A 13,755-nucleotide genomic window follows, 5' to 3' on the forward strand; every position below is an offset into this window, starting at 1 on the left:
AGTGAGATTATTCATGCCTCGCGACAGCGACAAAGACAACGATTCCCGCGGCCGGCGAGGCCCGGCCAAAGGCAGCCGCAGCGGCAAGCCGCGCGGCCCCGAGAAGAAGTTCGCCAAGCGCGGCTTCGAGGGCAAAGGCGACCGCGACAGCCGTCCGCCCCGTGGCGACCGCGACAGCCGCCCGTTCCGCCGCCGCGAGGACGGCGATGCCCCGCGCCGCGATTTCTCCGACCGCCCGCGCTTCAAGCGCGATGACCGCGGCGGCGAAGGCCGCGGCGAGCGCAGCTTCAAGCCGCGTGGCGACCGTCCCTTCTCCGATCGCTCCTCGCGCGATGGCGAGAAGCGGCCGTTCAAGCCGCGTGGCGACCGCCCGTCCTATGGCCGTGACGACCGTCCGCCGCGCAGCCGGGATCGCGACGAGTCGCGGCCGGCCGGCCGGTCCGGTGGTGAGAGGAAGTTCGGCGAGAAGCGGCCCTATGCGCCGCGCGGCGAGCGTCCCGAGCGCAAGTTCGACGGCGAGCGGAAGTTTTCGCGGGGCGGCGACCGTGGAGATCGCGGTGACCGTCCGCGCGATCGTGGCGAGCGCGGCGATTCCAAGCCGTGGCAGAAGCGCGATGCGGGCCCGCGCGGCGACCGTCCGCGCAAGTCCTTCGACAAGGATTTCGGCGGCCGCGATCGCGGCGACGAGAAGCCCTGGCGTCAGCGCGACGACCGTCGTGAGGGTGGTCGCGGCGGCGAGGACCGTCCGCGTTTCTCGCGACGCCGCGACGAGGGCGGTGATGATCGCCCGCGTTTCTCGCGTCCGCGCGAGGAGCGGTCCGGTGACGATCGTCCGCGGTTCAACCGCTCGCGCGAGGGGCGGCCTGAGGGCCGCATGGACTGGCAGGAGCATCCGCGCAGCGAGGGCCGCTTCCGCGACCGTCCACGCCGCGACAACGAGGACGACAGCAGGATCTTCGAGAAGCGTCCGGCCTTCGGCGGCCGCGGCGCCTATCGCGAGCGCGATCGCGATTTCGAGGGGCGGCCGCGCCGCGACGAGGCGCCGAAGCCGAAGAAGACCGGCGAGCGCATCGCCAAGGCGCTGGCCCGTGCGGGCCTCGCCTCGCGCCGCGACGCCGAGGAGATGGTCACGCAGGGCCGCGTCACCGTCAACGGGCGTGTCATCAACTCGCCCGCGCTCGACATCACGCAGAACGACGTTGTCCTGGTCGACGGCAAGCCGTTGCCGCCGCGCGAGCGCACGCGGCTGTTCCTCTACCACAAGCCGCGCGGGCTGATGACGACGCATGACGACCCCGAGGGTCGTCCGACCGTGTTCGACAATCTGCCCGAAGGCCTGCCGCGGCTGATCAGCGTCGGCCGGCTCGACTTCAACACGGAAGGCCTGCTGCTGCTTACCAACGACGGCGGTCTTGCGCGCACGCTCGAGCTGCCCGACACCGGTTGGCTGCGCCGCTACCGCGTCCGCGCCCATGGCGACGTCACCCAGGCGCAGCTCGACGCGCTCAAGAGCGGCATCGAGGTCGAGGGCGTCAAATACGGTCCGATCGAAGCGACGCTGGAGCGCGACCAGGGCGCCAATGTCTGGCTGGTGTTCGCGATCCGTGAGGGCAAGAACCGCGAGGTGCGCAACGTCTGCGCCCATCTCGGCCTCGAGGTGAACCGGCTGATCCGCGTCTCCTACGGCCCGTTCCAGCTCGGCGAGATCCCCGAAGGCCAGGTCGACGAGATCAAGTCGCGCGTGCTGCGCGAGCAGCTTGGCGACAAGGTGATCGAGAAGTCGGGCGCCGAATTCGACGCGCCGTCGAAATCCTCGCGCGTCGACGACGCGCCGAGCGAGAAGAAGCCCGCCAGCAAGCGCGCCGTGATCGCCGACCGCAAGGGCCGCCGCGTGCTGGTGCAGCGCACCGGCAGCGAGGAGGCGCGCGAGCGCAACGAGATGGAGGCCAACGGCTACGGCCCGCCGCGCCGTCCCAAGCGCGGCTATCACGGCAAGCGCGACCTGACGCCGCGGGAGGATTAGCTTGCGCGTCGTCGGCGGCAGGTTGAAGGGGCGCAATCTCGCCTCACCGTCCTCGCGCGACATCCGCCCGACGGCGGACCGTCTGCGCGAGTCCGTGTTCAACATCCTCGTGCACGCCTATGACGATCCGATCGAGGATGCGCGCGTGCTCGATCTCTTCGCCGGCACCGGCGCGCTCGGCATAGAAGCCTCGTCACGCGGGGCGAAGTTCACGCTGTTCGTGGATAACGGCGCGGAGGCGCGGGCGCTGCTGCGCAACAATGTCGAGACGCTCGGCCTCGGCGGCGTCACCAAAGTCTATCGCCGCGATGCCACCGATCTCGGCCCAGCGCACCCCGTCGAGCCATTCTCGCTGGTCTTCCTCGATCCGCCCTATGGCAAGGGCTTTGCGGAGAAGGCGCTCGCGTCCTTGCGTGACGGCGGCTGGCTGACATCGGGCGCACTGCTGGTGGTGGAAGAGGCGAGAGCCGCGCAGTTCGTGACGCCGGAAGGGTTTGAGGAGCTGGAGCGGCGGGCGTACGACGACACCGAGTTCGTGTTTTTGAAGAGGCCTTAGCGCCGGTGCCGTAGGGTGGGCAAAGGCGCAACGCGCCGTGCCGACGAACTTTCCATGATCGTGATAGGTGGTGGGCACGCTTCGCTTTGCCCACCCTACTGCACCGTCACCGCCGCCCGAACAGCTTCTCCACGTCCGACAGCTTCAACTCGACATACGTCGGCCGGCCGTGGTTGCACTGGCCGGAGTTCGGCGTCTCCTCCATCTCGCGGAGCAGAGCGTTCATCTCCTCCGGGCGCAATCTGCGGCCGGCGCGCACCGAGCCGTGGCAGGCCATGGTGGCGGCGACGTGCATCAGGCGGCGCTCGAGAGGCAGAGCCTCGTCCCATTCGGCCATATGCTCGGAGAGATCGCGCAGCAGCCCGCCAGCGTTGGTCTTGCCGAGCAGCGACGGCGTCTCGCGCACCGCGACCGCGCCAGGGCCGAAGGATTCGATCGCTAGGCCAAATGACGCAAGTTCATCGCTGCGCTCCAGCAGGCGCTCCACGGTGGCCTCGTCCATCTCGACGATCTCGGGGATCAGGAGAATCTGCCGCTGCACGCCGTTGGCCGCCAGTGAAGCCTTGAGCCGCTCATAGACGATGCGCTCATGCGCGGCATGCTGGTCGACGATGATGAGGCCGTCGCGGGTTTGCGAGACGATGTAGGTCTCGTGAATCTGCGTGCGCGCCGCACCGAGCGGGCGGTCGACAAGGTCAGCCACCGGCTGCGTCTCGAACCTGATGTCCGCGCTGGGCGCGCCGACATCGAACGCAGCCTGCGCGCGCTCGGCGAAGACGGGCGCGGCGGAGCCTTCGAATGGCGGCATCGGCGCGACCGGAGCCGACGGCGAGGCGCGCCAGTCCCAGCCTGCGGAGCGCTGCGGCGCGAAGGCAGGCCGGAACGAGGCCAAGGCGCTCTCGCCGCTGTTGGCGGCGGTGCGGCGGCCCTCGCGCGCAAGCCCTTCCTTCAATCCGTGCACGATCAGCGCGCGGACGAGGCCGGCATTACGGAAGCGCACCTCGGTTTTGGCCGGATGCACGTTGGCATCGACCTCGCGCGAATCGAGCGTGACGAACAGCGCCAGCACCGGATGCCGGTCGCGCGGCAGATAGTCGGCATAGGCCCCACGCACCGCCCCGAGGATCAGCTTGTCGCGGACGGGTCTGCCGTTGACGAAGAGATATTGCCCGAGCGCATTGGCCTTGGTCAGCGCGGGGGCTGCCGCATAGCCGGCAACGACGACGCCCTCGCGCTCGGCATGGACTTCGAAGGCATGGCTGCGGAATTCTGCGCCCAGGATGTCGCCGAGCCGCGTCAGCCGGCCGGCGGCGCCGGGCAGGGCGGCAGCCCAGGTCACCGGCGCGCGCTCCTCGCCCGCAAGCGTGAAGGCGACGTCGGGCCGTGCCATCGCAAGGCGTCGCACCACCTCGCGGATCGCCTCCGCCTCGGTGCGGTCGGTTTTCAGGAACTTCAGCCGGGCCGGCGTCGCGTAGAAGAGGTCGTTGACCTCGACGCGCGTGCCATGCGCCAGCGCCGCCGGCATGATCTCGGACTTGTCGCCGCCCTCGACATTGAGCGCCCAGGCATGCGGCTCGCTCGCGTGCCGCGTGGTGATGGACAGCCGCGCCACCGAACCGATCGAGGGCAGCGCCTCGCCGCGGAACCCAAGCGTGCGGATCTGGAGCAGATCCTCGTCGTCGAGCTTGGAGGTCGCGTGGCGCTCGACCGCGAGCGCCAGGTCTCTAGCGGTCATGCCGCTGCCGTCGTCGGTGATGCCGATCCGCCGTCGTCCGCCGCCATCGGTGAAGACGTCGATCCGGCTCGCGCCGGCGTCGATGGCGTTCTCGACGAGTTCCTTGACCACGCTCGCCGGACGCTCGACCACCTCGCCGGCGGCGATGCGGTTGACGACCTGCTCTGGCAATTGGCGGACGGGCATGGGCTCTGGGCTTGGGCTTGCGATCTGGATTCGCTGGCGGCGGCAATCTTAAGCCGTGTTGCGTCAAAAGCATGTGTTGGGCAACAGCGGTGTCGCGGCCTGGGGAAGAGGGCTGCCTATCACATTGAAGACATTGGACGTTCAAGAAAATCGCGCAAGCCGGATCATGCGATTTCCAGTGACCGTCCTGATTGTGGGGTGCGTGGCCGCGGTGTAGCATCGTGAAAAAATGGCAACAGGACGGGAGGACGCCATGTGCCATCTCTTCGCGCACCAGCCCCAACGCGACTACGAATCCCAGACCCGCTCTTTGCGGATCGGCGGGCACTGCACCTCGATCCGGCTTGAGATGGCATTCTGGGACACGCTGGAGGAGATCGCGGCCAAGGAGAGCATGAGCCTCGGCAAGTTCCTGACCACGCTCTACAACGAGGTGCTCGACCACCACGGCGAGGTCAACAATTTCGCCTCGCTGCTGCGGTGTTCGTGTTTGATCTATCGCTCCCGGAGCACGGTGCCGGTGCCGGAGTTCAAGCCCACGGTGGCGCAGATTCTCGACGCGGCCGAGTAGCCGCTACAGCGAGAGCCGTATCCACAATCTCGGTGTCGTCCCGGCGAACGCCGGGACTCATACCGCGGAATCCATCGAGCGCAGGTGATCTGAGTACCGGACGGCTGATTTTCGTCAAACTGCTCCCTGTGGTTATGGGTCCCCGCTTTCGCGGGGACGACATCTTGGGTGGGGATAGGTAATCCCTCTTCATCGCCGTCCGGGCGATCGCGATGGCAACCTGAGGTCAAATCTCCTTCTTCTGCATCGCGCCCGCAATGTAATCCGCCTGGCGGATCGCCAGCGCCACGATGGTCAGCGTCGGGTTGCAGGCCGCGCCGCTGGTGAACTGGCTGCCGTCGGAGACGAACAGGTTCTTGATATCGTGGCTCTGCCCGAACTTGTTGACTACGCCGTCGCGCGGCTTCTCGCTCATCCGGTTGGTGCCGAGGTTGTGCGTGCTCGGATAGGGCGGTGTCGGATAGGTCACGGTGGCGCCGACGGCATCATAGACCGCGGCACCCTGCTTGTAGGCATGTGCGCGCATCGCGATGTCGTTGGGATGGTCGTCGAAGTGCACGCTCGCAACCGCCTGCCCGTGCTTGTCCTTCACGACCGGGTCGAGCGTGATGCGGTTGGTTTCCTGCGGCATGTCCTCGCCGACCAGCCACATGCCGGCCATCCTGGGATAGCCGTCGAGCGCCGACGTGAACGAACGGCCCCAGGCGCCGGGGTTGAGGAACGCGGCCATGAAGGGCAGGCCGATCGACAGCGTCTCCATCTCGTAGCCGCCGACGAAGCCGCGCTTCGGATCGTTGACGGATTCATCGCGGATGATGCCGGCCATGGTGGTGCCGCGATACATGTGCACCGATTTCTCGAACACGGCGTAGACGCTGCCGGTCATGTGCCGCATGTAGTTGCGCCCGACCTGGCCCGATGAGTTGGCAAGGCCGTCGGGGAACATGGTCGAGGCGCTGTTGAGCAGCAGCCGCGGGCTTTCGATCGAATTGCCGGCGACCGCGACGATACGCGCCTTCTGGCGCTGCATCGCCCCGCTCTCGTCGGCATAGACGACGCCGGTCACTTTGCCGCTCGCGTCATGCTCGATCTTGACCACCATGCTGCTTGGGCGAACTTCAAGGTTGCCGGTCGCCTCGCCCTTGGGGATCTCGGTGTAGAGCGTCGACCATTTGGCGCCGGACTTGCAGCCCTGGAAGCAGAAGCCGATCTGCTGGCAGGAGCCGCGGCCATCGCGCGGCTGGCTGTTGATCGCCATGTTGCCGGTGTGCACGGTCTTGTAGCCGAGCTTCCTGGCGCCGGCCTCCAGCACCTTGAAGTTATTGTTGCCGGGAAGTCCGGGAATGCCGTTGGTTCGGGTCACGCCCATCTTGTTCTCGGCCTTGGCGTACCATGGCTCCATCTCGGCCAGCGTGACCGGCCAGTCCAGAAGGTTCGCGCCGGGAATGTTGCCATAGGTGCTCTTCACCTTGAACTCGTGCTCGTCGAAGCGGAGCGAGGCGCCGGCCCAATGGGTCGTGGAACCGCCGACTGCCTTGACGATCCAGGCGGGCAGGCCCGAGAAGTCTTTCGCAACGCGCCACGTGCCGGACGTGGTGCGCGCATCGGTCCAGGCGAGCTGGGAAAAACTCTCCCACTCGTCATTGACGAAATCCTGGTTCTCGATGCGGGGACCTGCTTCCAGGATGACGACCTTGACGCCCTTCTGCGCGAGCTCGTTGCCCAGCGTGCCGCCGCCGGCACCGGAGCCGACGATCACCACAACGCCGCTGTCGTTCAGATCGAATTTTGCCATCTGCGTTCTCCTGAACCTGGGTGGCCTTTAAGCCTTCGGCAGCCAGTCGATATCGGCGAAGCCGCGGTTGATGTAGCCGCCATGCTCGGCGGAGGAGCCCTCGTAGCCGAACCGCGGCCAGACCTCTTTCTGGTTGTAGAGCGAGACGACGAGGTCGCCGCGCACCTTCTGGAAGAAGTCGCTTCCCTCGATCTCCTTCAGCAGCACCACGCGATCGGCTTCCCATTGCACCTCGGCATAGGGCGCCTTGTGACGATCCTTCGCGTTCTGATCGAGCCTTGCGATGCCGTCGCTGATGAGAGCCTTGACGGCGGGATCCTTGGCCGCCTTGCCGTCCCACGGCTTGATCGCGGTGATGTAGTAGCTGTCGCCGAGCACATCGTGCGGATAGATGTCGCGCGCGACCTTCAGCAGCGTCTTCATCGTCGCGGGCGAAAGCGCGGTGGCATCGTCGGCCCAGGCGCTCTCGATGCTGACACCGACGCTGGTGGCTGCGGCCACGACCGGCACGGCGGTCGCCGCGCCCTTGAGAAAGACGCGGCGGCTGTGCTTGCTTCGACGATCGACTTCTCTCATGGCATTCCTCCGTGGATTTTTGTGATTTGGGTTTTTGAACTTGATCAGCCGAAGCGTCCGCCCCGCTGGATCACCTCGATCTTGTAGCCGTCGGGATCGCTGACGAAGAAGAAGCGCGCCAGCGTCCTGCCGTCGTGCTTGAAGTCGCGTAGCGGCCCTGGAGCGAGCTTCTCGCGCTCGAAGCGGGCGTGTTCGGCGTCGAGATCCTCGACCACCACCGCGAGGTGGCCGTAGCCGTCGCCGAGCGCATATGGCTCCTTGCGATCGAAATTGACCGTCAGCTCGACCTCAAAAGGTGAGGAGGGGTGACGCAGATAGATCAGGGCGAAGTCCGCGAATTTCAGATGGTCGGCGACCTCCAGGCCGAAGGCGCGCCTGTAGAAGTCGAGCGAGCGTGCCTCATCCAGCACGCGGATCATGGAATGAACGGGTTTTGCCATTCAGTTCTGCTCCTTGAGGTAGGCGATGATGGCGGCGCGCGTCTCCGGCTTGGCCTGCCGGTACACCATGGTCACGCCGGGAACGACGGCTTGCGGATTGGTCAGCCATGCATCGAGCCTGGTCTCGTCCCAGGCGAAGTCCGCCTTCGCGAGGGCGTCCGAGTATTTGAAGCCCTCGACCTTGCCGGCTGGGCGGCCGACGATCTTCACCAGTGGCGGCCCTTGCCGCGTCGGCTCCGATGCGCTTGTGGTGTGGCACACCGCGCATTGCTGCTTGAACAGCGTCGCGCCGTCCGGCGACCTTGCGGCCGGCAACGGCATTTGCGCATCGGCGATCCGCACCACCAGCACCATCGCGGTGCACAATCCCAGCACGATTGCGCGCATCGTCAAGGCTCGCCCGTCCACATCAAATCCAGCGTGCGCAAACTCTAGGCGTCGCCAAAGATGCGGTGGTAGTAGCGGGCTATTTCGCTGCGCGCGGAGATGTGCGCGGCATGTGGTGTTCCGCGCTGCCTTATATGCGGAGCACAATTCCGCGAAAGCGCCGTCAAATCCCTAAACGATCACCACACCATGCGCATTGCATGTCGACCGCGCCGCTTGAACTCTTTGCGCGATGCGATGGCCGGTGCAGACGAGCGGCGTGGGAGCCGCCGAGCCATTCATCGCGAAAAATCCAGGAGAAATGGATGAAGTTGGTGAAGACCTCGATGATCGCATGCGCCCTGTCGGCTCTCATTGCGACGCCCGTTCTCGCGCAAGGCGCGCCGCCTGCCAAGACCGGCGGCACCGTGCAAAGCAAGCCGATGCAAGGCACGATGGGCAGTGGCGATGAGGAGATGAACGCTCAGCCCGGCGCGGCGGGTGAGAAGACCGGCATGAAGTCGACCAAGGGTACCCGCGGCACGGTCGGCACCACGGGCAGCGCTGTGCACAAGGGGACCGCCGACGATGCCGCGACTGGCGGTGCAGCCCCGTCCAAGCGTTACTAGTCCCGCTGGCTGAAATGGCAAAACTCCGGTCGCCATGCGGCCGGAGTTTTCGCTAGTGCTTGCTAATCGTTGAAGCGGCCGCCGCGGCCGGCCTTGACGTCGCTGCGGCGCTTCTTGCCGTCGAGCCGGCGCTGTTTGGAGGCGTAGGTCGGCCGCGTCGCGCGGCGCGGCGTCGGGCGCACCATGGCCTCCTTGAGGATCTCGACGAGGCGGTCGATGGCGTCCTGGCGGTTGCGCTCCTGGGTGCGGAAGCGCTGGGCGTGGATCACGATCACGCCGTCCTTGGTCATGCGCTGGCCGGCGATGCGGGCGAGCCGGATGGCTGCGTCCTCCGGGATGGTCAGCTTGCCTGTGTCGAAGCGCAGTTGCGCCGAGGTCGCGACCTTGTTGACGTTCTGCCCGCCCGGGCCGGAGGCGCGGACAAAGCCGATCTCGATGTCGTCCTCGTCGATGACGAGGTCGCGGGATATCCGCAGCATGATGGCACCATTTCTGATGTCCGGACATATCGCGGACGTCCACGTTCGGCAATGGCGCCGACAAAAACGCAAATGGCCGGGCTAAGCCCGGCCATTTGATGAACCGCATAGGGAAGGGGGTCAGTTCGACTTCGTCGCCGGTGCTGCCGCCGGCTGCGCGGCGGCCTGCGGGGCGCGGCCGACCACCACGGTCAGCAGGCCCTGGCCCCACAGCCGCTTGGCGGCCGCCTTGGCGTCGTCCAGCGTCACCGCGTCGACTATGGCGTTGCGCTTCTCGATATAGTCGATCGGCAGCTTGTCCTGCTGGTACTGCAGCAGCGCCTGGGCGAGCTTGGAGGAGGTGTCGAGCGCCAGCATCTGGGAGCCCTTGAGGTAGGACTTGGCCTCGTCGAGCTCCTTCTGCGTCGGGCCCTCCTCGGCGATGCGGCGCACCTCCTTGTCGATGGCATCGATGGTGTCGCCGGCACGGTCGGCGCGGGTGCCGGTGTTGCCGATGAAGACCGCCGAATGTTCCATCCAGAGCAGCGATTCGAACACCGAATAGGCGAGGCCGCGCTTCTCGCGCACCTCGCGATAGAGCCGCGAGGACAGTCCGCCGCCGCCCAGGATGTGGTTGACGACATAGGCCGCCATGAAGTTCGGATCGCTGCGCTTCACGCCGGGGCCGCCGAAGGTGATGACGGTCTGCGGCACGTCGAGCGTCACGAAGGTGCGCTGCGGCGGCTTGGCCGCCTCGATGTCCGGGACCGGCGTGAGGTTAGCCTTGGCGGGAAGACTGCCGAAGGTGTGGTCGAGCAGCTTGCCGAGGGTCTCGGGATCGACGTCGCCAACCACCGCGACCTTCAGCCCGTCCTTGGCGAGCACGCGGCCGACATAATCCTTCAGATCGGCGACCGAGATGGTCGGCACGCTGTCGAGGGTGCCGTTGGTCTGCCGCCCATAGGGATGATCGCCGAAGGCGACCTCGAGGAACTTGCGGCTCGCCAGCGAGGTCGGGTTGGTGGTCTCGCGGCGCAGGCCGGAGAGAACCTGCGAGCGGATGCGCTCGACATCGGCAGTGTCGAAATGCGGCGAGGTCAGCGCGCTCCTGAGCAGGTCGAAGGCCTCGTCCTTGTTGTCGCGCAGCATGCGCAGGCTGCCGCGGAACGTGTCGCGGGTGGCGCTGAAGGAGAGCTCGATGGCGCGGCGGTCGAGCCGCTCATGGAAGGTCTTGGAGTCGAGATCGCCGGAGCCTTCGTCAAGCAGGTCACCGACGAGGTTGGCGACACCCGACTTGTCCTTGGGATCCTGTGCCGAGCCGCCGGCAAACGAATATTCCATGGCGATGAGTGGCACGGTCGCGTCCTGGACGAACCAGGCCTCGATGCCGCCGGGGGAGACCAGGCGCTGGATCTTTGCGGCCGCTTGCGATGGCGAGATGCTCGCGAGCGCGAGCGCCGCGCCGGTGGCAAGGGAGAATGCAACGCGTCGAAGGAAGGGATAGGTCACGAACGCTTCTCCTCGCGCTTGGCGGTGGCGGTGTCCTTGATCAGATAGCCGGTCACCGATCGCTTCTTCTCGAGCCATTTCTGCGCAACTGCGCGCACCTGTTCGGCGGTGACCGCGCGGATGCGGTCCGGCCAGCTCCTGATATCCTCGATCGAAAGGCCCGTGGTCAGCGCGCCGCCATACCAGCGCGCGAGCACCGCCTGATTGTCCTGGGCGTAGATCGCTTCGGCAATGAGCTGGGTCTTCACCCGCTCGAGGTCCTCGGCGCGGATCGGGTTCTGCGCGATGTCGGCGATGACGCCGTCGATCACCTGCTCGACCTCGGTAAAGCTGACGCCGGGCTTCGGCGCGGCCGAGATCGCGAACTGGGTCGGGTCGAGCGAGATGCTCGAATAGCTGGCGCTGGCGGAGACCGCGAGCGGCTTGTCGACGACGAGGGCGCGGTAGAGATAGGAGTTGCTGCCGCTGCCCATCAGCTGCGCCAGCACGTCGAGCGCTGCGCTTTCGCCGGCCGCGGCGGTCGTCGCCGAGGGCACGAGATAATAGCGCCGCAGGTTCGGCTGCTCGACGCGCGGGTCGGCCAGCGTGACGGTGCGCGGCGCCGCCGGCTCCGGCTCCTGCGGGCGGACGCGCCGCGCCGGGATCGCGGGCTGGGCGGGGATCGCGCCGAAATTGCGCTCGACCAGCGGGCGGATGTCGGCGGCCTCGACGTCACCGGCGATCACCAGGATCGCGTTGTTCGGCGCGTAGAAGCGGCGGTAGAAGGCGAGCGCATCCTCGCGATCGAGCTTCTCGATTTCCTGGTGCCAGCCGATCACCGGCCGGCCGTAGGGATGGTTGAGATAGAGCGCGGCCATGATCTGCTCGTTGAGCCGCGCGTCCGGATTGTTGGCGACGCGCATGTTGTACTCTTCGAGCACGACGTCGCGCTCGGGCAGCACGTTCTCGTCCTTGAGGATCAGGCCGGTCATGCGGTCGGCCTCGAACTCCATCATGGTCGGCAGCTGCTCTTTCGGAACGCGCTGGTAGTAGTTGGTGTAGTCGACCGAGGTCGAGGCGTTCTCGTTGCCGCCGACGCGGAGCACGGTCTGGGAGAATTCGCCGACCGGATGTTTCGAGGTGCCCTTGAACATCAGATGCTCGAGGAAGTGCGCGAGGCCGGACTTGCCCGGCGTCTCGTCGGCCGAGCCGACCTTGTACCAGATCATCTCGGTGACCACGGGCGTGCGGTGATCCGGGATCACCACGACCTGCATGCCGTTGCCGAGCGTAAAGCTGGCGGGCGGGGCCGATGTCACAGTGGTCTGAGCGAGGGCGCTGGCTGAGAGGACGCTCGTCGAAAGCAGCGCGGCAAGAAGGCAGGCAGCCGATCGGTAAGAGGACATCATCATCCTTATGAAAGGCCGAGGTCCGGATGTCCGGCTCGGTGGCGCGGTATGCTACACCGCGCGGCTGAGGCTTCGCGTCACGAAGCAGAGAACGCAACGGGTAGGCAAGTTACTGATAGGCAATTTATCGATTGCGTCCGGCGTGCAGGGGCCGCCGGTGCCAGGTCCGCTTCGGTCAGGATGTCGCAGCGGACAGGAACGCTATTGTTCCTTGTCCTTGCCCGACATGATGTCGAAGTAGGTCTTTTTCGTATTGTCCTTGCCGGCGCCGTAGGCGTAGTTCGGCGAAGGCGTCTGGTAGCCCGGCGGGGGCTCGACCAGGGACTGGCGCGGCGGCTCGCTGGTGAATTGCTTTTCTTCGGGCGTGCCGCCCTTCATCATGCCCCACAGGCCGCCCGTGAAACCGAGCTGGGCGGGGCTCAGCGACGGATTGGAGTTCGTGCCCGGCTGAATCGGATCGTTGCTGGTACGCTCGGGGGCTGCGGTCCTGCCGACTTCCATCTCGGCCGGTGAAAGCGTGCGGCCCGCCTGCCAGCTCTCGGTTGCCTTGACGGCCTTCTTCCGCGCGGCGATGGCCTCCTTGCGGCGCTTCTCGTCGGGGTCCTTTGGCCAGTTCGGCGCATTCTTGGCCTGGGCGCCGGCCGGCGGCGGCAGGTCGAGCTTCGGCGGCACGACCAGCGGCGAGCGCTCGCGGTATTCGATGCCGGGCTTTTCCATGCTCTTGGCGCCGATGCCGGACATCAGATTGTCGATGAGCTTCTCTTCGAAGGTCATCCCGTCATCTTCATCATCGTCGTCACCGGCGCGGGCGGCGCCTGCTGCCATGACGAGACCGATGCCGAGCGCGACAGCGGACACTTTCAACGCCCGCCAGAGCCCGCCTTGGGGATCTCGAACCATTGAACCGCTGGTCTTCGAGCTGCGCATCACTGTACCTGTTCCATATTGTGGCAGATTGCCGCTCGCTCGCGGCCTAACCCTCGCAAAAACAGGGTTCCACCTGCCGGTCCGTATCGGCCGGGATCAGGGCGCTTTTGCGGCGGGTACCCCCAGGAAGGAATCATACAATAGCCCCGCCACCCCAGCAACGATGGCCACGTCGGCGAGGTTAAACACGTACCAATTATAGGTATTTCCGGCTATCTCGACGTGGAGCAGGGCGAAATCGACCACCGCGCCATAGGCGAGGCGATCGATGCCGTTGCCGATCGCGCCCCCGATGATCAGGCCGAGCGCGACCGTCGCCAGCAGGGTCTGCGAGCGGGCCATCCAGATCGCCAGCGCCACCACGGCGATGACCTTGACCGCCATCAACGCGATCTGCGCCGCCTGGCCGTCGTTCTGGAGCCAGCCGAAGCTGATGCCGATGTTCCAGGCCAGCACCAGGTCGAAGAACGGCGTCACCCGCACCACGCCGCGACGGGCGAGGTCGAACACGTTGAGCAGCCAGAGTTTCGAGGCCTGGTCGAGGATGACCGTGACCACGGCCGAGAGGATGCCGGCGCGGAGCGGGGTCATGGCTG

At 66.5% G+C, this 13,755-nt stretch carries 14 protein-coding genes; 4 read left to right on the forward strand and 10 right to left on the reverse strand.

Going from position 1 to position 13,755, the window contains the following annotated elements:
* The first annotated feature begins 13 nt into the window (after positions 1-13).
* Together BRAGE_RS0144400 and rsmD are read left to right on the forward strand one after the other, a co-directional pair.
* Positions 14-2,023 carry a pseudouridine synthase gene (locus tag BRAGE_RS0144400; protein WP_027563072.1) on the forward strand — a complete coding sequence of 670 codons (2,010 nt, stop codon included), beginning with the start codon at positions 14-16 and terminating at the stop codon, positions 2,021-2,023.
* Between the two features lies 1 nt (position 2,024).
* A complete protein-coding gene (rsmD, locus tag BRAGE_RS0144405; protein ID WP_027563071.1) occupies positions 2,025-2,579 on the forward strand; it encodes a 16S rRNA (guanine(966)-N(2))-methyltransferase RsmD in 555 nt (184 codons plus the stop codon).
* Positions 2,580-2,685: 106 nt separating this feature from the next.
* Here the strand turns inward: rsmD and mutL are convergent, their stop codons facing one another.
* A complete protein-coding gene (gene mutL / locus BRAGE_RS0144410) occupies positions 2,686-4,500 on the reverse strand; it encodes a DNA mismatch repair endonuclease MutL (RefSeq protein ID WP_027563070.1) in 1,815 nt (604 codons plus the stop codon).
* A 253-nt stretch (positions 4,501-4,753) separates the two neighbouring features.
* Here mutL and BRAGE_RS0144415 point away from each other — a divergent pair, with 253 nt between their 5' ends.
* A complete protein-coding gene (locus tag BRAGE_RS0144415) occupies positions 4,754-5,071 on the forward strand; it encodes a ribbon-helix-helix domain-containing protein (RefSeq protein ID WP_027563069.1) in 318 nt (105 codons plus the stop codon).
* 226 nt (positions 5,072-5,297) lie between these two features.
* Here the strand turns inward: BRAGE_RS0144415 and BRAGE_RS0144420 are convergent, their stop codons facing one another.
* Genes BRAGE_RS0144420 through BRAGE_RS0144435 form a run of 4 tightly spaced genes read right to left on the reverse strand, consistent with a single transcriptional unit; the run spans position 5,298 to position 8,269 of the window.
* Positions 5,298-6,866 carry a GMC family oxidoreductase gene (locus tag BRAGE_RS0144420; protein WP_027563068.1) on the reverse strand — a complete coding sequence of 523 codons (1,569 nt, stop codon included), beginning with the start codon at positions 6,864-6,866 and terminating at the stop codon, positions 5,298-5,300.
* A 27-nt stretch (positions 6,867-6,893) separates the two neighbouring features.
* Entirely contained in the window at positions 6,894-7,442 is a 549-nt protein-coding gene (locus BRAGE_RS0144425; protein WP_027563067.1) for a hypothetical protein, read from the reverse strand.
* A 44-nt stretch (positions 7,443-7,486) separates the two neighbouring features.
* Positions 7,487-7,882 carry a VOC family protein gene (locus tag BRAGE_RS0144430; protein WP_027563066.1) on the reverse strand — a complete coding sequence of 132 codons (396 nt, stop codon included), beginning with the start codon at positions 7,880-7,882 and terminating at the stop codon, positions 7,487-7,489.
* Complete coding sequence (locus tag BRAGE_RS0144435) at positions 7,883-8,269, reverse strand: c-type cytochrome (RefSeq protein ID WP_027563065.1); 387 nt, start codon at positions 8,267-8,269, stop codon at positions 7,883-7,885.
* A gap of 305 nt (positions 8,270-8,574) precedes the next feature.
* On the opposite strand from BRAGE_RS0144435, the gene BRAGE_RS0144440 reads away from it, so the two are divergent.
* Positions 8,575-8,877: a hypothetical protein gene (locus BRAGE_RS0144440; RefSeq protein ID WP_027563064.1), complete on the forward strand. Its 303-nt coding sequence runs from the start codon at positions 8,575-8,577 to the stop codon at positions 8,875-8,877.
* 62 nt (positions 8,878-8,939) lie between these two features.
* On the opposite strand, the gene arfB is transcribed toward BRAGE_RS0144440, so the two are convergent.
* The 5 genes from arfB to lspA form a co-directional block, all read right to left on the reverse strand.
* A complete protein-coding gene (gene arfB, locus BRAGE_RS0144445) occupies positions 8,940-9,356 on the reverse strand; it encodes an alternative ribosome rescue aminoacyl-tRNA hydrolase ArfB (RefSeq protein ID WP_027563063.1) in 417 nt (138 codons plus the stop codon).
* Positions 9,357-9,476: 120 nt separating this feature from the next.
* Entirely contained in the window at positions 9,477-10,844 is a 1,368-nt protein-coding gene (locus tag BRAGE_RS0144450) for a M16 family metallopeptidase (RefSeq protein ID WP_027563062.1), read from the reverse strand.
* Positions 10,841-12,232 (reverse strand): M16 family metallopeptidase, encoded by a 1,392-nt coding sequence (locus BRAGE_RS0144455; protein WP_181411728.1) that lies wholly within the window; start codon positions 12,230-12,232, stop codon positions 10,841-10,843. Before BRAGE_RS0144455 ends, BRAGE_RS0144450 begins: the two co-directional genes overlap by 4 nt.
* Before the next feature lie 201 nt (positions 12,233-12,433).
* The gene (locus tag BRAGE_RS0144460) at positions 12,434-13,159 is read right to left on the reverse strand and encodes a hypothetical protein (protein ID WP_027563060.1); all 726 of its coding nucleotides are present in this window, start codon (positions 13,157-13,159) and stop codon (positions 12,434-12,436) included.
* A 96-nt stretch (positions 13,160-13,255) separates the two neighbouring features.
* Positions 13,256-13,750: a signal peptidase II gene (gene lspA, locus BRAGE_RS0144465; protein ID WP_027563059.1), complete on the reverse strand. Its 495-nt coding sequence runs from the start codon at positions 13,748-13,750 to the stop codon at positions 13,256-13,258.
* Positions 13,751-13,755: the final 5 nt, after the last annotated feature.

The organism is Bradyrhizobium genosp. SA-4 str. CB756 (genome assembly GCF_000473125.1).
GTDB lineage: Bacteria > Pseudomonadota > Alphaproteobacteria > Rhizobiales > Xanthobacteraceae > Bradyrhizobium > Bradyrhizobium arachidis.